This window comes from Nitrospirota bacterium, assembly GCA_040756155.1.
Taxonomy (GTDB): Bacteria; Nitrospirota; Thermodesulfovibrionia; order JACRGW01; family JBFLZU01; genus JBFLZU01.
This window is the reverse complement of the sequence record JBFLZU010000098.1, coordinates 1-19,913: the sequence shown is the minus strand read 5'-3', so window position 1 is coordinate 19,913 and position 19,913 is coordinate 1. Positions and strand designations below refer to the sequence as shown.

Annotated in this window: 21 protein-coding genes; 9 read left to right on the top strand and 12 right to left on the bottom strand. The window is 40.4% G+C overall.

Annotated elements, in window-relative coordinates; all coding sequences use genetic code 11:
• The first annotated feature begins 160 nt into the window (after nucleotides 1-160).
• The gene (locus AB1488_09610; GenBank protein MEW6410347.1) at nucleotides 161-619 is read left to right on the top strand and encodes a hypothetical protein; all 459 of its coding nucleotides are present in this window, start codon (nucleotides 161-163) and stop codon (nucleotides 617-619) included.
• A 385-nt stretch (nucleotides 620-1,004) separates the two neighbouring features.
• On the opposite strand, the gene AB1488_09605 is transcribed toward AB1488_09610, so the two are convergent.
• Nucleotides 1,005-1,181: a hypothetical protein gene (locus AB1488_09605; protein ID MEW6410346.1), complete on the bottom strand. Its 177-nt coding sequence runs from the start codon at nucleotides 1,179-1,181 to the stop codon at nucleotides 1,005-1,007.
• Nucleotides 1,182-1,794: 613 nt separating this feature from the next.
• Between AB1488_09605 and AB1488_09600 the strand changes: the two genes are divergently transcribed.
• From AB1488_09600 to AB1488_09585, 4 genes are all read left to right on the top strand, one after another.
• A complete protein-coding gene (locus AB1488_09600; GenBank protein ID MEW6410345.1) occupies nucleotides 1,795-2,154 on the top strand; it encodes a type II toxin-antitoxin system RelE/ParE family toxin in 360 nt (119 codons plus the stop codon).
• Nucleotides 2,147-2,422 carry a helix-turn-helix transcriptional regulator gene (locus tag AB1488_09595; GenBank protein MEW6410344.1) on the top strand — a complete coding sequence of 92 codons (276 nt, stop codon included), beginning with the start codon at nucleotides 2,147-2,149 and terminating at the stop codon, nucleotides 2,420-2,422. Before AB1488_09600 ends, AB1488_09595 begins: the two co-directional genes overlap by 8 nt.
• Before the next feature lie 177 nt (nucleotides 2,423-2,599).
• Complete coding sequence (locus AB1488_09590; GenBank protein ID MEW6410343.1) at nucleotides 2,600-4,129, top strand: IS1182 family transposase; 1,530 nt, start codon at nucleotides 2,600-2,602, stop codon at nucleotides 4,127-4,129.
• Between the two features lie 157 nt (nucleotides 4,130-4,286).
• Nucleotides 4,287-4,958, top strand: coding sequence for a hypothetical protein (locus AB1488_09585; protein MEW6410342.1), 672 nt, complete (start codon nucleotides 4,287-4,289; stop codon nucleotides 4,956-4,958).
• Between the two features lie 151 nt (nucleotides 4,959-5,109).
• Here AB1488_09585 and AB1488_09580 read toward each other — a convergent pair whose 3' ends face one another.
• Entirely contained in the window at nucleotides 5,110-5,232 is a 123-nt protein-coding gene (locus tag AB1488_09580) for a hypothetical protein (GenBank protein ID MEW6410341.1), read from the bottom strand.
• 141 nt (nucleotides 5,233-5,373) lie between these two features.
• On the opposite strand from AB1488_09580, the gene AB1488_09575 reads away from it, so the two are divergent.
• Nucleotides 5,374-6,171, top strand: coding sequence for a protein-L-isoaspartate(D-aspartate) O-methyltransferase (locus AB1488_09575; protein MEW6410340.1), 798 nt, complete (start codon nucleotides 5,374-5,376; stop codon nucleotides 6,169-6,171).
• Here the strand turns inward: AB1488_09575 and AB1488_09570 are convergent.
• From AB1488_09570 to atpB, 6 genes are all read right to left on the bottom strand, one after another.
• Nucleotides 6,119-8,635, bottom strand: coding sequence for a hypothetical protein (locus AB1488_09570; protein MEW6410339.1), 2,517 nt, complete (start codon nucleotides 8,633-8,635; stop codon nucleotides 6,119-6,121). The genes AB1488_09575 and AB1488_09570 overlap by 53 nt on opposite strands.
• A 151-nt stretch (nucleotides 8,636-8,786) precedes the next feature.
• A complete protein-coding gene (locus AB1488_09565) occupies nucleotides 8,787-10,079 on the bottom strand; it encodes an endonuclease Q family protein (protein MEW6410338.1) in 1,293 nt (430 codons plus the stop codon).
• A complete protein-coding gene (locus tag AB1488_09560; GenBank protein MEW6410337.1) occupies nucleotides 10,079-10,234 on the bottom strand; it encodes a hypothetical protein in 156 nt (51 codons plus the stop codon). Before AB1488_09560 ends, AB1488_09565 begins: the two co-directional genes overlap by 1 nt.
• A gap of 5 nt (nucleotides 10,235-10,239) precedes the next feature.
• A complete protein-coding gene (gltX, locus tag AB1488_09555; protein MEW6410336.1) occupies nucleotides 10,240-11,682 on the bottom strand; it encodes a glutamate--tRNA ligase in 1,443 nt (480 codons plus the stop codon).
• Between the two features lie 81 nt (nucleotides 11,683-11,763).
• Complete coding sequence (gene atpE, locus AB1488_09550; protein ID MEW6410335.1) at nucleotides 11,764-12,054, bottom strand: ATP synthase F0 subunit C; 291 nt, start codon at nucleotides 12,052-12,054, stop codon at nucleotides 11,764-11,766.
• A gap of 99 nt (nucleotides 12,055-12,153) precedes the next feature.
• Nucleotides 12,154-12,810, bottom strand: a complete 657-nt coding sequence (gene atpB / locus AB1488_09545; protein ID MEW6410334.1) for a F0F1 ATP synthase subunit A — start codon at nucleotides 12,808-12,810, stop codon at nucleotides 12,154-12,156.
• Between the two features lie 277 nt (nucleotides 12,811-13,087).
• Between atpB and AB1488_09540 the strand changes: the two genes are divergently transcribed.
• The 3 genes from AB1488_09540 (at nucleotide 13,088) to AB1488_09530 (ending at nucleotide 14,910) form a co-directional block, all read left to right on the top strand.
• Nucleotides 13,088-13,504 carry a hypothetical protein gene (locus tag AB1488_09540; protein ID MEW6410333.1) on the top strand — a complete coding sequence of 139 codons (417 nt, stop codon included), beginning with the start codon at nucleotides 13,088-13,090 and terminating at the stop codon, nucleotides 13,502-13,504.
• 94 nt (nucleotides 13,505-13,598) lie between these two features.
• Complete coding sequence (locus tag AB1488_09535) at nucleotides 13,599-13,979, top strand: hypothetical protein (protein ID MEW6410332.1); 381 nt, start codon at nucleotides 13,599-13,601, stop codon at nucleotides 13,977-13,979.
• A gap of 13 nt (nucleotides 13,980-13,992) precedes the next feature.
• On the top strand, nucleotides 13,993-14,910 hold the full coding sequence (locus tag AB1488_09530; protein MEW6410331.1) for a hypothetical protein: 918 nt from the start codon (nucleotides 13,993-13,995) through the stop codon (nucleotides 14,908-14,910).
• A 469-nt stretch (nucleotides 14,911-15,379) separates the two neighbouring features.
• Here the strand turns inward: AB1488_09530 and AB1488_09525 are convergent, their stop codons facing one another.
• The 4 genes from AB1488_09525 to AB1488_09510 form a co-directional block, all read right to left on the bottom strand.
• Nucleotides 15,380-17,911, bottom strand: a complete 2,532-nt coding sequence (locus AB1488_09525) for a DEAD/DEAH box helicase family protein (GenBank protein ID MEW6410330.1) — start codon at nucleotides 17,909-17,911, stop codon at nucleotides 15,380-15,382.
• Between the two features lie 30 nt (nucleotides 17,912-17,941).
• The gene (locus AB1488_09520) at nucleotides 17,942-18,412 is read right to left on the bottom strand and encodes a four helix bundle protein (protein ID MEW6410329.1); all 471 of its coding nucleotides are present in this window, start codon (nucleotides 18,410-18,412) and stop codon (nucleotides 17,942-17,944) included.
• A gap of 172 nt (nucleotides 18,413-18,584) precedes the next feature.
• On the bottom strand, nucleotides 18,585-19,409 hold the full coding sequence (locus AB1488_09515) for a hypothetical protein (GenBank protein ID MEW6410328.1): 825 nt from the start codon (nucleotides 19,407-19,409) through the stop codon (nucleotides 18,585-18,587).
• Between the two features lies 1 nt (nucleotide 19,410).
• Nucleotides 19,411-19,913: hypothetical protein (locus AB1488_09510; protein MEW6410327.1), on the bottom strand; the 503-nt coding region annotated here is incomplete at its 5' end.

Genomic DNA, 19,913 nt, shown 5'->3' with positions numbered 1-19,913 from the left:
CAGGAAATCTTATATCACTATTGTGGAAAAAGTGGGGAATTACTTTGATACTAACTGGGGAATTATTCTGATACCAGGTGGGGAATTATTTTGATACTAACTGGGGAATTTCGCTGATACTCGACAAGGTGTAGCAGTTGATAATTCTGTCTTAGGGGATTTGATAGATAATAGTCTTCCTAAAAATAAAAGGGCAGATCGACTTGCATTTGAAGAAATGATTGAACTTGATAAACAAGGTATCATTGAAATTGGCATTCCAATAAGTTCTACTATGATTGAAGAAAGAGGGGCGGGAGCAGAGAAACACCAATTACTTAAAGAAAGAATGGGCACGGCTTATAGATTATGGCCAGCAGCCGTGTCTCAAAAAATGCATAGTGATATCAAACGTAAGAAAAAATGTCTACAAGAGATAATGCAAGATAAGGAAGGAATTGATTCACCTAATTTATTGGTCTCGACAATCTATACCCCATACTATGTTACAACAGATTATAGATATTGTAGAAATTTCAAAGCCCAATTGACAAAGATTCGAAAAAAGTGTGATATAAATGTCTTTGTCCTCACTCCTTCGGAATTTATGAAAAAATATAAATCTGGGGGATTTAAATAATATCGGTTTTTAATATCGGATAAACCAGAAACATCGCCTAACATCCATTGAGAGCGACCGTGTCTCTCAAAAATGGGTCTTTCCCGATTTTCTCGCAACTTAGATTAAACCTTGGTTTTTTCTTTTAGATTTAGATAATGTGTTACCTGGAACAATTTGAGATGATTTAATCGGCCTTCATGGCTCTTGAAACCCCTCTGCCTGTGCGAACGCAGACAGGTGCGGACAGCCTCTATCTGTCTCCAGACATTGATTAATGTCTCGGACTGTCCACACCGAGGGACTTTAGGATGCTCCAGATAAGTGACCATGTATTCAAACTTTGGGTTCAACCTGTCTGCGTGTCCGCACAGGTAGAAAGGAATTCCATACATTCTTGCCTGCATTATTTGCGCAAGCAGGTGGTAAGATGCCAGGAACCCTGCCACCATCCCTCTTTAGCCAGAGAATCACGCTTTGCATAAGCCTCAGTCTTGTTTTCTGAATTGTCAAAGATATCCCATAGTTGTTCTTTGAAGAGCAGTATCTTCTCTACCACAGTGCCAGCATATATCTCTATCATCTCTGGGATTAAGAGACGCTCCTTCCTGCCTGTGCGACACGCAGACAGGTTGCCAAAGGGCCTTCCTGCCTGTGCAGACGCAGACAGGAGGCCAGACTTTAGAGATCACTTTTGGAAACGAGGTGAGCATATCGAACACTACGCAGTAGGGGTCTACCTGCATGTTTGCGTAGACAGGTTGATCCCCCATTCATCAAGCCTTCGGCAGAAGGCTTCCGTAACCCCACGACCGTAGAATTCAGAGACCGGCTCGATATAAAGAATCCTCCTTGCCTGCATGATTGCGCAAGCAGGTTCTTTATAGCATCGCCAGCGATCTGCTCATATCGGCCACCCCTTCTCGGCATATATTCATCCCAGCCTGCATGATTGCGCTGGCAGGTAAGCAGAGAGCACCTGAGAACTTAAGACGCTTTATAATCTCTCCTGCTTGCGCAAATATTGCAGGCAAGGGGAATTCATATTGGCTGGCTAACTTCCTCTTCCACCTGTCTGCGTACTACGCACAGGCAGGCTGGTTTTTTAATAAACTTATTAGAAAACTTGCGAGAGATTCGGGAAAGACCCTCAAAAATCACTTGACAAAGGTTAACAAGCAAGTTAACATAGTATTGTGAACAGAACGGTTACCTTTTATAAAACTAGTGATGGGAAATGTCCAATACAAGATTTTCTTGATTCTTTACCATCAAAGGTTGCACAAAAGGTAACATGGGTGCTTAATCTACTGGAGGATCTGAATGTTGTACCTTCTTCGTATTTTAAGAAGCTTGTTGGCACAGACGAAATCTGGGAATGCAGAATTCAGTTTGGTTCGAATGCATACCGTATATTTTGTTTCTTTGTTGATAATTCTATTGTTGTCCTTACACACGGATTTATAAAAAAGAGCCAGAAAACACCTAAATCTGAAATAGAAAAAGCAGAGGCATATAGAAGAGATTTTTTGAAAAGGAGGTTAAAGCATGAGTGACTTGAAAAAATATATAAGCGAAAGAAAAAAAAGAGACAAGAAATTTACTGAAGGATTTGATGAAGGCTATGAACAGTTTAAAGTTGGAGTGATGCTTCGTCAGGCACGCAAATCCGCAGGCTTAACTCAGGAAGAACTTGCTCGTAGACTTAAGACCAAAAAGACTGCAATTTCAAGAATTGAGAATCATGCAGAGGACATCAAACTATCAACTTTAGAGCGTGTAGCGTCTGCTTTGGGTAAACGACTGCAAGTTAGTATTGCTTAATTTTGGACTGCCCTCAACGGGAGATATCAATGGCGGAAGAGACTTACCTCAAAACCCTGACGGGCTTTTCTTCCGACATAGACGTTGAACCTGTAGAAAAAGTCTTGAAATCCTCTTAGAATTGCCATATGATTACATAGAGAAAAACATTACACCGCTTAGTAAGAAAGGAGACATATGGCGAGATACAAAGAGTATGATTATTCACAGGGCAAGTTCATACCTATCCATTTTGATAAACAGATACTGCCGGGGACATTCGAGCATACCCTTCATTATCTAATAGACAACGAAATAGACCTATCGATATTTGATTCGCGATACCAAAATGACGAGACCGGCGCACCTGCGTATGATCCTGCGATACTGTTAAAGATCATACTGTATGCTTACTCTCGTGGTATTACCTCAAGCCGGAAGATAGCCCGGTGCTGCGAAGAGAACATAGTATTTATGGCATTATCAGCGGACACCAGGCCTCACTTTACGACAATAGCGGATTTCATCTCGACCTTGGACCATGAGATCATCCGGTTATTTCTTGAAGTATTAATGATATGCGATGAGATGGGATTGATAGGCAAGGAGATGTTTGCGGTAGACGGATGCAAGATGCCGTCGAATGCCTCGAAGGAATGGAGCGGTACCAAAGAGGAGATGCAAAAGAAAAAAGAGAAGATGGAAAAAGTAATCAGACAGATAATCAGGAGACATCGTGAAATAGATACAAAGGAGAAAGACAAAGGGATAGTTGAGCAGGAAGAAAAGTATGTAGATACCATCCGGAAGAAGGTAAAGAAGATAAAAGAATGGCTCAAGGACAATGACGACAAGCCTATCAAGAGCAACATCACGGACAATGAGAGCGCGAAGATGAAGACCTCTCATGGAGTGATACAGGGATATAACGGAGTGGCGGCAATTGATGATAAACATCAGGTGATTGTGCATGCAGAGGCATTTGGAGCTGCGCAGGAGCATGATCTGCTTGAGCCGATGCTGAAGGGCACGCTGGGCAACTTTGATGCTATAGGACAAGGTGATGTACTTAAGGACGCAAAGCTCGTAGCCGACAGCGGTTACCATACCGAGTCGAATGTGAAAACGTTAATGGAGCACGGGATCGATGCGTACATAGCGGACACACAGTTTCGGAAAAGAGATCCCCGGTTTGCCGATGCGGATAAATATAAAGAGCGATTCAGGAAAGAGCGGGCGGAGTATTATGGGACAAGCGTATTATATAGGGCAAAGGACTTTGCGATAAGCGACGACAAGACACATTGCATCTGTCCGGCCGGGAAGCGGCTCTACCGAAACGGCGGCAACGTAATAGTCGATGGAAACAGAGCGATTAAATTCCGTGGACGAAAAACGGATTGTCGAATATGCGAGTTCCGTGAGAAATGCCTGAGGCATCCCGATCGAACAGAGACACGCCAAGTGTACTTCTTTCAGGGGAGATCAGAGAGCGCTCCTGAAACATTCACACAAAAGATGAAGCGCAAGATAGATTTGATAAAAGGTCGGCTCATTTATAACAGAAGGCTCGGAACGGCAGAAACACCCTTTGCCTATATCCGTTCAATACTTGGGTTGGACAGATTCACACTCAGAGGTAAGCGGAAGGTGAACACGCAGTGGCTCTTGTACTGCATTGTGCACAACCTGAAAAAGGTGCATCGATACGGCGAAGGATTCGCATGATGAAAATGAAAGACAAAGAAATGAAGCAAATAAATATCAAACCAAGAGGAATAAGGCTTACTTTAGAGCAGTCCAGGTGAACAAAAGGGATATTATAAGGAAGTAAATCCCGAAATTACTGATCACAAATTCAGCGAGAGAGCAGGACTTTTTTAAAATGACTTTTTCTACAGACTCGTTAGGACATACTGGAATTATATTTTTGCAAAAAAATTTACAAAGATCAAAGTTTTTATACCATGGATTTATTGATAATATTAATTTTTGCAATCCAGAAATATTATTTCTTATTGCAAGAGCATCTATAGAAACTACATCATCCTTGGCGTATTTTTTATATAATCTGAGAACATTTTATAACGGAAAATTAAAATACATAGACATAGAACATGTATTAAATAGGCTTGATTTTGGCTCTAAAAGTCCCGATATTAGAAAAGATGCTTCATACTTAACTGAATCAGTTAATGTCATAACTATGATTCAAACCGCAGATAAGTTGTTGACTGAAATTGCTAATGACGATGAAGAATCCAAAGAAAAAATAAATGATTTTTCTACAGTTTATGAGATACTTTCCGAATATTGTCATCCAAATTACTTTTCAAGTATTCACGTTGGAAGACCTATGGCTGGAATAGGATTAATAGTTTTTCATGAACTTCCTAAATTAGAAAAACTTAAAGGATCACATCTTGATCTTGTGTTGCCAGCGATGGAATTTAATTGTTCAGTCTATTTTAAGTTTTATGACATGACTTTTTCTTTGTTAACCAAGAATGAAATAACACCATTCTTAATTAAGGGTTCCAAGACTAATTCGATTTAAGTAGTGAGTAGACTTGCCTATTGAAAGACGATGAAGGAAAGAAAAGAATATATATCAATAATCAAGTCTGACTCTATTATTTACCATTATTTATACTATTATTTATATTATTACTTTCCCTGAAACGAATCTACGCTTCTCTTGATACTCCTCAAATCTCATTATACTTGCCCTCCTTTGACTGAAATATGACTGGGAAGTCTATTACGATACCTAAAACTGGAAAATCGGCTTCACCAAATGCCCTAAAATCGATCCTCTCAGACCAGCCCATACAACTAATATCCCCTATTTTTTGACCTATTCTATCTATAATAATTATCCCTTTATCTTTTCGGAAGCCTATAATATAATCTCTCTTAAATAGGTGATCTTAGTATAGATATCGTTAGCCAGCATTGCAGGTAACGGAATAATGAAAATGAAAGGAAATAGAACTATCCCATTAACATTATTAATAACATTAATAATAAAAATCCTATCTATCAGCATTATCTTATCTACGCTTTTTCTCTCTTATCCCAATGCCTTGAGTGAAGACCTTGCCCTTCGGGCTGAGCCTCAGGGCGAAGCCTTCACAAAGGCGAGAGAGAAGATGGTAAAACAGGACATTGAAGGTAGAGGAATTAAGGATAAAAGGGTGCTTTCAGCAATGAGTAAGATACCCCGACACCTTTTTGTGGCGAAAGACCTTCAGAGAATGGCTTATGGAGACCATCCATTGCCGATAGGGGAGGGGCAGACAATATCTCAGCCCTATGTAGTGGCACTGATGACACAGGTACTTGAACTAAAAGAGGGCGAGAAGGTGCTGGAGATAGGAACAGGCTCGGGCTATCAAGCGGCAGTCCTTGCAGAGATAACAAAAGAGGTATATACCATAGAGATAAGGCAGGCGCTCTCTTCTAAGGCAGAGGCAACACTTAAATCCCTCGATTATAAGAATATAAAGGTAAAGACAGCAGATGGATACTATGGATGGAAAGAGTATGCACCATTTGATGCAATAATTATTACATGCGCTGCAAACCATATCCCGAGACCACTGATAGAACAGATAAAAGAAGGAGGGAGACTTGTTATCCCGCTCGGAAGCACAAGATATTACCAGACCCTTACCCTGATAAAAAAGGTAAACGGTGAACTCAAAGTAAGACATATCACGGATGTTGCATTTGTCCCGATGATAGGCGAGGCAGAAAGACAGCGGTAAGCAGGCATACAAGGTACATACCTCCTGCTATCAGCAGGACATTTAAAAACCCTATTGAGAGTGCGAGCATCACTGCGAGTGTTGAGCCTACGACAGAGGCAGATCCGTTAATACACCAAGCCCATGGTATGATTGAGCGATTAATTTCGCTGATGGCCCTTATGCCGAGAGGAAAAGGCATCCCCATGAGGATCCCCAGTGGGGCTATAAGCAGGACGACAAATATATATCTCCATACCTTCTCGTATACTATCAGATAATCAATCACAGTAGGCAACATGAAATAATAAATGATAAGGAGACAGACGAGAAAGATGAGTGCTGTCCTCCACAGCATTGCCCTCCTATCAGTACTTACTGCGAGCTTAGATGTTAAATATGAACCGATACCTGAGGATAGGAGCACAGAGAACAGAACAGCAGAGATAGAATAGACAGGGTCTCCGAGAAAGAGGATTAATTTTTGTATCATAGTTATTTCGATAAACATAAAACCTATACCGATACAGGTAAAATATAAGATAATGAATGTTAAGACATAAATCGAAGATTGTGAAACAATCGGAGATCGTGAAACAAAGCGAAATGAGGACACACCCAAAATTTTCAATTTCCGGGGATCAGTGGGTGATACCAAAGAATTCAATCTGCGACGAATAAAGAATGGAAGCATTATAAAGATAACCGAGACAACCACTGACTGTATGAATGCTACTGCTACAATGTATCCTCCCTCTATGAATGCCTGCCATTTATCCTTCATGCTGTGATATGTTTGGATAAAGTTTTTTAACCGGAAGAAGTGGAAAAAGAACGGGTTTTCATCTCTGACAGCAGATATGTCGAATAGATAATCAGCGATAGCTCTGTTTCTGTTATCTCCCACAATACTACTTATTACATTAAAATAGATAGGTTCAGGGAACAGATTGTATATGTTTGTCTCTTCTGGTCTTATATCAGGGAGAAAAACGAGATCAAACCATTTCTCTTTACAGAACTCTCTTATCCGATCAAGTTCTGCTTTTGTAAATGGGGTCTTCTTGATTAACACGGTAACAGTTTCTATACTCCTGATCACTGCAATATGATTTACTGGATACCTGATACCCATTTTCTCAAGTGCTGCCACCGCAACCGACACAATCCTCGGTGATTCTCTTGGAGGCGGCAGGAGATACCTTGTTATACTTATCATCCCTTTATCAGTTAGGTGTTTGAGGTATTCCTTAAATGCCTCTACAGTAAATGTGTAGTCTTCGAGCAGGCTGTATAACCCTGTGGACGATGCGGATATACTGCCTGGATTAGAAAAGTCTATAAGGTCATAAAAACCTTGATCAGCCCTGAGAAAGCTCCTGTTCTCTGTTATATGAAGGGTTACTCTTCTGTAGAGATCGCCTCCGAATCGATTTACTGCCTCTACAACAAGTGGATTTCTTTCAACTACGGTAATATCCCTCACATTGTGGAACAATGCAGTCAGGATACCGAGCCCTCCTCCAGGTTCAGGTATCAATACCTTTGCCCTCTCTGTGATGTAATAAGGGAGTGCAGATGGAAGGTATCTTATAAAATCGAGATTTACAGGTTTTCCATCTCTCTGTAGATATCCATGCATGGTGATGGCATTAAGAATTCCTCCGTTAACGGTTATACCGAGTTGTTCAGGCAGTTCTTTCTGATATTTAAGACTCAGACCTGGTGCAAACCTCACAGCAGGGCTCTTTATAACATCAACCCGTCCTTGAACACCCCATTTGCTTTCGAGGATAGATGCTCTAGGATACAGCAGTGCCAGTCTCAATTCTTTATATGGGGATATAAAATCCTGAAGAGAGTTGCTCTTGAACAGAAAGAATATCGCCAGGAGCAATCCAATTGTGATAAATCTTATTATTCTCCGTCTTTGAATCGAAAAAATAATTGAGGCAAGGGTTGCGGATAGTGCTGCGATTACAGTAGTCTTTGTTGCGCCAAAACCTGCTATGGCAAATAACACAATCACAGAACCTACTGATGCACCTACAAGGTCAGAGAAATATATGGTTCCAACGGCATTCGGATACCTTGAAATTGCAGTAGAAATGATAAGACCGCCAAAGAAAAATGGTATGCCAAGAGCAATATAATAGAGAGAAAGATAAAAAAACTGCTTCACATCCCATGCTATGCGTGGTGGGTCAAACGGTATCATCCTGACAGATATCAATGTAGACAATATTGATAGGCATAACATGATACTTAGTATACCGAGGAATCGTGGTATATCATCCTTTGCTATCGATGGAAATACAGTAAGGAAAGAACCGCTTGCACCTATCCCGAGGAGTGCAATACTCACCACAAGGAATGCAAAATGATGCCAGAGACCGAGAGAGAACACCCCTGTGAGCGAGATCTCTAACATCAGCAGGGAACATGATGTGAGGAATATGCCAAGATAGAGTGTTCTGCTGTCCATAGCGAACTCCGTTCTAATGCAAAATGAAAAATGCAAAATTAGAGAAACAATGGATAAAAACCAGAAAATAGCCGAGGCATCCTGCCTCTGATGTCAGGCAAGATGCCTGACCTATTTTTCTGCGGGGGATACGTTCGCTGTGCATTTTGATTTAAAACAGGCTCATCTGATTCTCTTGTTGGGATTCAGTTTTGGAGGTGCTTTCAGTGGTCTCTGTTTTTTCATCTTCAAATATCTTTATCTTTCCATATATTCCGTCGTATCCTGGGATTATACTGACCTTTCCATTTCTCATCCTGATAATACCTTCTGCTACTTTAGGATGTGCGATGTTATGGAGGTTATCTTCAGGGAGTGATAAAAGAATAGAGAACTCCGAGCCACCCCGCTTTATCATCTTCTCATATTCACTGCTTACAGCCATTGTGCCAACACCAACACCAATCGCTTCAGAAATAATCTCTTCAAGGGGAATTATACTCTTAAATGGTATAGCACCATCGGGAATAAATCCCTCTTTTCTGTCTGCAAGTTCCTCTACCCTGTTCATGACACCTATGGTGAGCGGTTTTTTACAGACAGGACATATTCCATTATTTTTCTTTGTATCCTTAGGTGAGAAGAGTATGTTACATCCCCTGTGTCCATCAAAATGATATTTGCCTTCTTCTGGGAAGAATTCTATTGTATATAAAAGATGAGTGCTATCCTTATTTTTGATTGTATCAATTATCTCATCATACTCAATCTTACAATCGAATATATTTGCCTCTCTTCCGATCTTTGAGGGTGAATGGGCATCAGAGTTAGACAGAAGTGTTATTCTATCGAGTGCAGAGAGCCTCCAGTTCATCGCTGGGTCAGAAGAAAGCCCTGTTTCTATAGCATAGATATTTCCTGTTTCTTCCTGAAAACATTCTTCTATGGAATCAAAACCAGAGTTTGAGCCAAATATAGAAAACCATGGCGTCCATGCATGTGCCGGTATGAGAAGACAGTTATCCGAAACATCAAGAACCATCTTTACAATGTCCTTTGCAGGGAATCCGAATATTGGTCTTCCGTCTGCTGAAAGGTTTCCCCTTCTATGAAGAATTGTATTAATCCTTGATACAGTATCAAATGATGGTGCCAAGATCAAGGTATGTATCTTCCGTAGTTTTCCCCTGTATGAGAAGATATTGCTTACCTCTGCTGTAAGCATGAAATAGACTGCTGGTGTTTTATTCTGGATAGTGGCATTTTTGAGTTTATAGAGACCATTACGGTCAGCCTCTAACTTTGCCTGAAGTTCATTAAAATATAGTGGGTGAGTAAAATCGCCTGTCCCGATAAGACTTATGCCTTTTAGTTCTGCCCACCTCGCCAGAGCCTCAGACCCCATATCCTGGCTCGTTGCTCTACTATACCTCGAATGCACATGGAAATCAGCTATAAAAGCCATCAGGATGACCTCTCTTCTTTACCAACCTTCTCATGCTCCTCAAGTTCCTTATATACTTCAATAATACTCCTCACTTTTATGTTAGCCGCCTCAAGTGCCTTCTGAATTGCAGTAATCTTTGCATCTTCGACCTTAAGCATGTAATTTATCTTCATTGTCGTCACCTCCAGGGGTCCCCAAAAATTGAAAATTTTTGGGGTGTCTTCCCGATAGCCTTTTCCAGCCGTCTGATTGTCTTCTCTTTCCCAACCAGTTCCAACACCTCATATATCCCTGGACTCACCGTCCTGCCCGTTACTGCTACCCTTACGGGCTGTGCAATGTCACCAAGTTTAACATCTTCCTGTTGAGATAATTCCTTGAATGTTTGCTCTATCTCACTCTGTGTAAAAGGCTCTGTTTCTCTGAGTCTTTCTGTAATCTTTTTGAGTAAGGGAATACTCTTTTTAGAGAGGAACTTATCCGCTACCTTTTCATCGATGGCTACATAATCTACTATAAAATATACCATTGAGTCTGCAAGTTCAACGAGTGTCTTGCACCGCTCCTTGAGAGAATTAATAACCCTGCATAGCCATTCTTTCTCTACCATTGTCTCTTTTTCTATTATAGAACCTTTAATCAAAAATGGCATTACCGCCTCTAAAAGCCTCTCTGCTGGTGAATGGTTTATGTAATAACTGTTTAGCCAGAGCAACTTTTCATGATTGAATATCGCAGCAGATTTGCCTACAGCCTCCAGTGAAAACTTCTCTATCAACTCTTTTACAGAGAATACCTCCTGGTCTCCATGTGACCAGCCGAGTCGGACAAGATAATTGACCATTGCCTCCGGGAGGTAGCCCATCTCTTTATATGAGATTACAGAGGTTGCCCCATGCCTTTTTGACAGCCTTGTCCTGTCTGAGCCAAGTATCATCGGCAGGTGTGCAAACATGGGTTCAGGATAACCAAATGCGTTATAAAGCTGTATCTGTCTCGGTGTGTTGTTGAGATGATCATCTCCCCGTATAACATGGGTTATCCCCATTGTAACATCATCCACAACTACTGCAAAATTATATGTGGGAAATCCATCAGCCCTTAATATTATGAGGTCATCGAGTTGATGATTATCAAATTCTACCCTCCCTTTGATTATATCATCTACAATCGTTGTTCCTTTCTGTAAAGATTTAAACCTTATGGCTGATGTTCTTCCTGCGGGGTAGGATTTAAGTTCTCTGCATCTTCCGTTGTATTTCGGTGGTCTTCCTTCTGCTATTGCCTTCTTTCTTCGCTGTTCCAGTTCTTCGGGTGTGCAGTAACAGTAGTAAGCCTTATCCTCTGCAAGTAGTTTTTCTACATGTTTTCTATAAAGGCTCAATCTATCTGTCTGTCGGAATGGCCCTTCATCCCAGTCAAGACCGAGCCATCGCATTCCATCAATTATTGCCTGAATAGATTCCTCTGTAGATCTGCTTCTATCTGTATCTTCTATCCTTAGAACAAAAGTCCCTTTGTTGTGTCTTGCGAATAGCCAGTTAAAAAGGGCAGTTCTTACTCCACCGATATGCAGATAGCCTGTTGGACTTGGTGCAAATCTTACTCTGACCTTTTCCATATCTAACAGAGAAGTGTGAGATAGGAAGTGAAAAGTAGGAGGTAGGAAATCTCCCATTTCCTACCTCCTGTGCCCTGCATCTTATATCTTGAATGGATTAACAAAGAGGATAATCAATACGACTACAAGGGCATAAATGACCAGTGACTCCATCATCGCAAGACCGATGATAAGTGTAACGGTTATCTTACCTGATGTCCCTGGATTTCTCGAAATTCCCTCAACAGCTTTGCCTGTAGCGATACCCTGTCCAATTCCAGATCCCACGGCTGCTACTCCGATTCCAATAGCACATCCCAATGCTGCCAGTGCATAGTAGTAAAGCTTACTCGTGGCTTGCTGCCCTTCTTCTGCCGCAAAGACTAAAGGCACTGATATTGCAAGCAGAATAAGAGATAAAACGAGAATTACTGTAACCTTCTTCATTCACTACTCCTCCTTTCACAATTTTAATAACCGACACCTCACGGTTTAATGTTCTGCCTCTTCTACCGCTCCAGATAGATAAAGTATTGTAAGCAATACGAATACAAATGCTTGCACAATACTTACAAGGACGCCGAGTCCAAGAATAACAACAGGTGCGATAAGAGGGGCAATTATAGCAAGAACTATAAGTATTAAATGTTTTGCCTCCATGTTTCCAAATAACCTCATGGAGAGAGAAACAGGTCTTGCAAGATGTCCTATAACCTCGATTGGAACCATGAGAGGTGCAAGCCACCAGACAGGTCCTACAAAGTGTTTAAAATATGATAAACCATGAGTCCTTACACCATAATAGTGAGTAGCAAGAAAAACAGGTATTGCCATAGATGCGGTTGTGTTGAGATTGCTTGTTGGTGATTCAAAACCTGGTATAAGACCCATAAAGTTACATACTAATATGTATAACCCTAATGTCCCGATAAGGGGGAAAAAGTATCTTCCTTTTTCTCCCATGATATCCGATGTAAAATTAAAGAGTCCCTCAACGATAGCCTCTACCACATTCTGAACCGTTCGTGGATTGAGTTCAAGCCTCCTCCTTACAATAAGTGACATGGTAATCAAGAGTGCCATTGCAATCCATGAGTATATAACAAACGGTGGTATTCCTTTTATATGGAATATAAGAGGCGCCTCCATATAAACCTCCATGAAAATGCATAGAGAGCGAATATATAATAAAACAATTCCTTACATTTCGAAGTTCCCCACAGTTTACTGTGAGGAGCTTCAATCTTCTGAAATCGGCATATATTATGCCATTGAGATAGGGGATGTCAAGTTTTTAATTATTATAGAGATATTTAATTATGTTATTGCACGACCTTTCACCACTTATTCATAATCTGTTCATAGCATCTTCATTTTCTCTTGATATGCTATAGCCAGATAAAATAAAAGAAAGGAGGTGACATAGATGAAGAAGACGATATTGATAGTGGCTATCGCTCTGCTACTTGCTGGAGGGACTGCGGTCTATGCATTTGGACCTATGGGATTTGGCTACGGACACATGGGATATGGATCTGGCTACACTACTACCACATCACCTGAGTATCAGAAGTTCCTCGATGAGACAGCAACCCTGAGAAAAGAACTGAATAGCAAGAGGTTTGAGTTGAGAGAACTCTACAGGCAGAGGACACCAGATACAGCCAAGATTACTGCCTTACAGAAGGAGATAGTGGACCTTGAGGGTAAGATCCAGGAGAAGGCAGAGAAGTTTGGTTCCACTGCTACTGGATGGTATGACTGCCCGATGCATGGATATACAGGTGGCGGAATGATGGGTGGCATGATGCACGGAGGCCCAATGGGTGGATTCTGGAGATGATAAGTTAATTTCTGCAGGAGACACGGGTAGGGGAAGTTTTCGCCAACTCAGAGCGGCTAAAGTCATCCCCTACCCTGTATCGCAATAATGTAAAATGAAGAAGATAGTTTCAATAGCAATAACACTGTTCTTAACCATTTCCTTAGGGGGGAAGGTCTATGCAGAGGTCTACGCAGAAGAAAGACACTGTATGTCTGACCAGATGAAACATTCATCTGACACTTATTCTCCACCCTATGGTGCTTACTGTCCAGGGCACAGGTGGGGATGGTATGGTGCCTCGAGGGAGGTAAAGAGCATCGAAGAAGCAAGAAACATCCTTATAGAATACTGTGCCTCTGCCAACGATATCAAGATAGGAAGAATTAAAGAAAGAAAAAGGTTCTTTGAGGCAGAGATCTACGATAAAGATAACAATCTTATAGATAGGGTTCTTATAGATAAAAAGACAGGACGGATGAGGTCAATATATTAAGAGGAGGTTGAACATGCGAAAAAATAAGCCTATAATTATTGGAACAATTGGAGCGATAGGGTTATTAATAATATATTTTGTGATTCTTACTGTTGCTAATTCCTTCAGCCATGCCTTAGAACAATTATCAGAGATATGGTATTGGATTTCCATCCTGGTCATTGGTTTTGGGGTTCAACTCGGACTTTACTCCTATATAAGATTTAATATTTCCAGAAAGGTAAAAGGTGCAACAGCGGAAGTTGCAACAGCAGGTGGAATTTCAACGGGTTCAATGATTGCCTGCTGTGCTCACCACATCAGTGATGTTCTGCCAATAGTAGGTTTATCCGCTGCAGCAATATTTTTAGTAAAATATCAGTTACCTTTTATCCTGCTGGGAATCTTTTCTAATTTAGTGGGAATTACAATAATGTTGAATATTATCCAGAAGCATAAATTATATCAAAATGAGAATATCTTTAAAACCATATTCGCTTATAATATGAAAACTGTGCGTAATATAGCAGTAGTTTTCTCTGTTGTGATTGTTTCTATTTCATTCTTTCTGGTCTCATTCAAGACAACGGGTCTTACCGTAGTTGCAGATGCTGTTGCAGAGATTGATCTGCCCGCAAAGATAAATAGAGAAAATCTTGTCTCAATAACGGTAAAGCCGATAAAGTTTAGTTATAATAAAACTATAGAGTTTCATATTAAGATTGATACACACCAGGGCTCACTGGATTTTGATTTAACCCAGATATCTCTCCTTGAAGATGACAAGGGTAACATCTATAAACCATCAAGCTGGGAGGGTTCTCCTCCCGGAGGTCATCACAGATCCGGAATGTTGAGGTTCCCGAAACTTAGTGAAAAAACTAAATTTATCAAACTTATAATAAAAGATGTCTATGATGTTCCTGAGAGGCTTTTTAAATGGGACTTATAAAATGGTGAGCCGTGGAGGATTCGAACCTCCGACCCGCTGATTAAGAGGTATTTTAAAGGGACTTTACAAGTGTTTGAAAATACCTCTTTATTCTTCCCAAGTCCCGTTAGCTAAACCAAGAAATTTTTACGTACTGCTGATCAGCCATTTCCATGTGCTTTGCATAAATTAAATTCCACAAAATAGCATTTTTTTGTGCAGTATAGTTAATTCTATGCATAAAAATTTGTACTATTGCTCTTTTTAACTAATCTCGCTTCAATCTCATGCCAGAGGCAAGCCCATGCCTTTTTATCAAGCACTCAACGTAGTGCTTGGCGCTCCTCCAGAGCCTGCCCCGTAAGATTCTTGAATCTATACGGGGCTTGTCCTTCGCCTTGCAAGGAATGAGAACTTCAGCAATGCTCGTCCAATCCCCAGGTTACAACATAAAAATGCTATGACACGAATATATTCTGAACGTTACACATTAAATCATAAAAATTTCATTTATCTTTTTCTTCCACTCATCTTCTGCTATCACTTGAAACTCAACCCCTCTTGAAAACTCTCTATTTAATTCTTTCCATTCTCTTTTTTGACCTAATTCGTTGCAAAACTTAAAAACGTTTCTCTTATATTTGGTATCTTCGAAATCCTTTAGATGAATGCCTTTTGTTTCAACAACATAGACCGTATTAAAATTTCTGCCAGTATCATCAGCCTTTGTAAATATAAAATCAGGGTATATTTTGTTCTTACGCCATCCCTGGATGTAGTAATCCTGTCTTGAAAGATTCCTATACCACCATAAAAGCTTTTCTTGCTCATCAAGGTATATTGCAATCGATTTTTCCATCTCATTGAATTCTCCTTCAGGGACATAATCAAAAAGACTCCTTTGAACTTCAGAATGATCATCCCTGATAAGCCTTCTGCTGCTCTTTTTCACCTTTATACTTGGTGGAAGTTCATAACCTCCCTTATCGGCCAGAAGAAAAAACCAGAGCCTTTTCTTATCAATCAAATCTCTGAATATTTTCTCAGATAACCTGTCACGTTCTGCTATCAGATGTTTGCGAGTCTCTTCAATAATAAACGCAAGGTTATTTGTAACTTTCTCTTTACTGTTTTTCTTCAGTAATGCATCCAAAACCTCTTTCCCGATATCATGGGCAATCCAGGGATTTGGAACAATATCCAACAACTGCCTTGTCATAAGAACATGGTCAAGCTTTAATCCGCCATGTCTTTCTACGCTGCTTTTTCTCTCAAGAAGTTCTTTTACATCCTCGCTCAGCCCAATCCTTATTTCTTCATCTTCTATTTTTTTCTCCCCCAGGGGGAGAACTTTCACGGAGTCTAAGTTTGCATCACTCCAGTCAATCCTGCTTAAAATGTCCATATCGTAGTTAACATTACGCCATCCTCCGTTTTCCTGAATAACAAATTTCGGAAGATAGACTTTGCCCTCAAATACTTTGAATTTGTCCCTATACCTGACAGTCTTTTCCTTTGAGGCGTCTTCTAATGCAGGATCGCCCTCTTTAACAGTTACCCTTGAAGCCAAATCGCCCAACCCTTCCACTTCAAAACCCTGCTTGATGCTCTCTAAAAGAACGCCTGCTTTCGGCCTATGGCAAAAAACATAGCTTTCATCAAGGTCTTTGACTTTGGTTTTGCGGGCTTTCGGCTGTCTTAATATCCTTCCTACAAGCTGCGTGATGCTTAACTGTGAACCCGGATTTGTCAGTATCGTAAGGATATATGCAAAGGCACAGTCCCATCCTTCCTGAAGTGCCTGTTTGGTAATGATATACCTGATCTCACAATCACGGCTTAAAAGGTCAATCCCTTCTATGTCATCTTTTTCACTGCTTTTGATAGCAATTTCATTTTCCGATACACCGCATTGCTTAATCAGATATTCTTTGACATCCTCTGCATGAATATATTTTGTTCCCCTCTGCTCTTTTCCTGTCCTCTCTGCCTGAACAAGACAGATAGGGCGGATGTATTCGCCGGTGTTTGCTTCATATTCCTTAGCCTTACGTTCCAGATAATCTCTCTTTTCTTTTGATGCAAGCATTACATCTTTCCAGTCAGGGCTCGACTTATTGATGACATTTAGATCGAGCTTAATCATTTCTTCTCTGTTAAGAGCCTGTCCGCTAATATTTACAAGGAGATTTGTATTCTTTGGCGGCGTGGCTGAAAGCTCAACAATTATTGCGGGGTTAAAACCCCTGATTGTATTACGGGCTGTTTCGCTGTACGCCTTATGTCCTTCGTCAATAATTATTACGGGGTTAAGGACTCTCAGAGTATTACCCAAAGATGTCTTTGCCATTCTGCCGAAGAAATCATCCTCCCTACCGAAAAAATCAAGATTCGGGAATTTCTCCAGAAGTTCTTTATGGTCTTCTATGGCGTCTTCAGAAGGGAAAAATTCTGTAAAGCCTCCGCTGTCTTTAAAGACTTTCAACGTCTCTTTGTTTTGCCTGCTTGCAGACGGAAGCATCAAAAGCATTATTACAAGGTTTTCCTCTATATCCAAAGGCGTAAACTTATCCAGCTTCTCTAATATCAAAGTTCTTCCACCGCTTGAGATGTCCAATACATGCCTGTAAGGGTGTTCACGGTTTCTTAGATGGGTAAGTGTCTGCCTGTAAATTTGTGTTGTCGGCACTATCCAGAGGACAATGCCCGTCTGTTTCTTTAAGTAAATCCTGCTTATCAGGTCTATAGCATGACAGGCAAGGATGGTCTTGCCTCCGCCGGTAGGAATTTTCAGGTAGAAATCGGGGAGAGGCTCGCCGAGGCCGTTCCTGCTTGAATGATAGGATATAGACCCTGAAACAAGTTCAGGGCAGGCCTTCTCCCATGCCTTGAAAGGAAAGTCTATGGCAAGGTCTGGGTCATCGGCTATAAGCTTTTCATACTTGCCCCTGTATTCGGCAAGAGAATCGAGATAGATCTTGACCTGGTCTAAAGTCTTTTTCTGATATTCTTTAAGTTCCATTTTTTATTCTCAGCCAATTTTTGGTCGAGGTCATTTTTTATAGCTCTTAAGTGTCTCTAAAAATTCTGCTTTCTCTTTCTTGTTTTTAGCAAACACCTTTTCCTTTTCATTCAGGTATCTCTGTCCTTTAATCTCACTATTCTGAAGAGAATCTGACCATGCTCGGAGCTGACGGGAAACGACTTCAGACTCTAATTTCAAATTTGAAATTTCAGATTTGAGATCTTTAAAGGCAGGAAGTCTTTCAAGGAAACACAACATTGACCGGACTTCTCCCGCTGAGCCCCTTGCTATATAAAGGAAAGTCAACAACTCCTGAGTAGTCCCGCGCTCAAAGCCTTCGGCAATGTTGTTTGAAACTGAGAGTACTGCCCTTTCTATCTGGTCGCGGAGACTGTATTTTCTCCGAAATGGAGGTTTTCCGGTCAGGGCGTATATTTTTTCAGCAAGGCTTATCGCTGCTTTCCACACTGGCAAATCCTCAAACCGCTCGTAGGTCATGGTATTGCCTCTTTTAATTTCAAATTTGAAATCTCAAATCTCAAATCTCTTTACCTCTTGCCCCTCGTCCCGTAATTTCGCCTCAATATCCGAGCCATGAGTTCGGGAAAGATAATTACACATAAATGCAAACTCATCTCTTAATACCGTATGAGCAGATACCAAAAGTTAATTAAAAAGACTCGGGCATCCTAACTCTTCTATCTTTTAATTCTTTTTCGTCTATAATTTTAAGATAAAATAAAAGATCATTTCCCAAATTAGTCCAATAATATGAATATTCAATATGCACACCAGAACCATCACTTTTTATAGTTTTTGTATTAAGTCCAAGCAAACCGTGTTGGCATAAATTCTCCAAGCCCTTTAAATGTTTCTCAAAAGCCCCTTTCCCATAAGTTGATTCATATTCGTCTGCTTTATCCATATGCAAATGGAAGTTTTTTTGTTTACCATATTTCACAGTGACATCTAATCCATAAGGGCTAATAAATCTTCGAGTTTTTTGAATTACCCTTTCTTCTTCAATTTTATACCAGTTAATAGCATCAGCAACTTTCGCTGCTAAAGGCTCGATAGACAAATTCAAATTATCAGAGTCATATTTATAATAGATAAGGTCTTTTGTATCAAAGGTTGGCTCATGGTTTTTATCTGCTATTAAGATTTGTCTTGTAATAGGTTCGGTCGCATGTGCAATACCAAGCTCATAAAAAACGTTTGGGTTATAATCAGTAAGAACGCCGATTATTATCTGAGATGTAAACAAATACTCCAAAACATTTATCCAGCCTGATGTTGTTCTGATATCATCTTTTGTCCTATACGCTTCAAGAGACATTTCCCCAGAAAAACCGAGTATCTCGTTTGCTTTTTTTGTTGCAGGCTCAATTAAACTGGTGAATAGAGCATCATATTTTTCATCAAACGGCATAACAACAAATACTTTATTATGTTTTATTCCAGCTTCTTGCGGTTTGAAATTATACGGATACATCTCATCCCCTCATCTTATAAATCTCAAACGGCAGTTGGCAGTATTCGATTCCTTTTAGGCCGTGCTTTTCGATTAAGTCTGCATCATTGAGGTCAAGATATTTTGTAGGGGCAAAGACCAGACGCTTCTTACCCTTGAATGCCCCTAACTTCTTTGCGGTATCAAGAGTGAGGGCTAACTTTTTGAGATTCTCAATATCCGGTTCATAAAAGAGATACACTTCATAGTCTTTCGTTTCGCCTATAAAATTCTTGCTCTGTTTTACTTTTGAAGGGTTAAACTCCTCTCCTGTTGCAGTGTAGAAGATGTATCGTCCAAGCTCCATGTAATGAGGGAGCTTTTTCCCCTCCAATATGCTTTCCATCTCAATCGGCTCGCCGAGTTCGAAATAACTGAAAGAGCCGCCAAGACCTTCAAATCCCCCCTTGCCCCCCTTTTCTAAAGGGGGGATATTTTCAAGTCCCCCTTTGGCAAAGGGGGATTGAGGGGGATTTTTTTTAACAC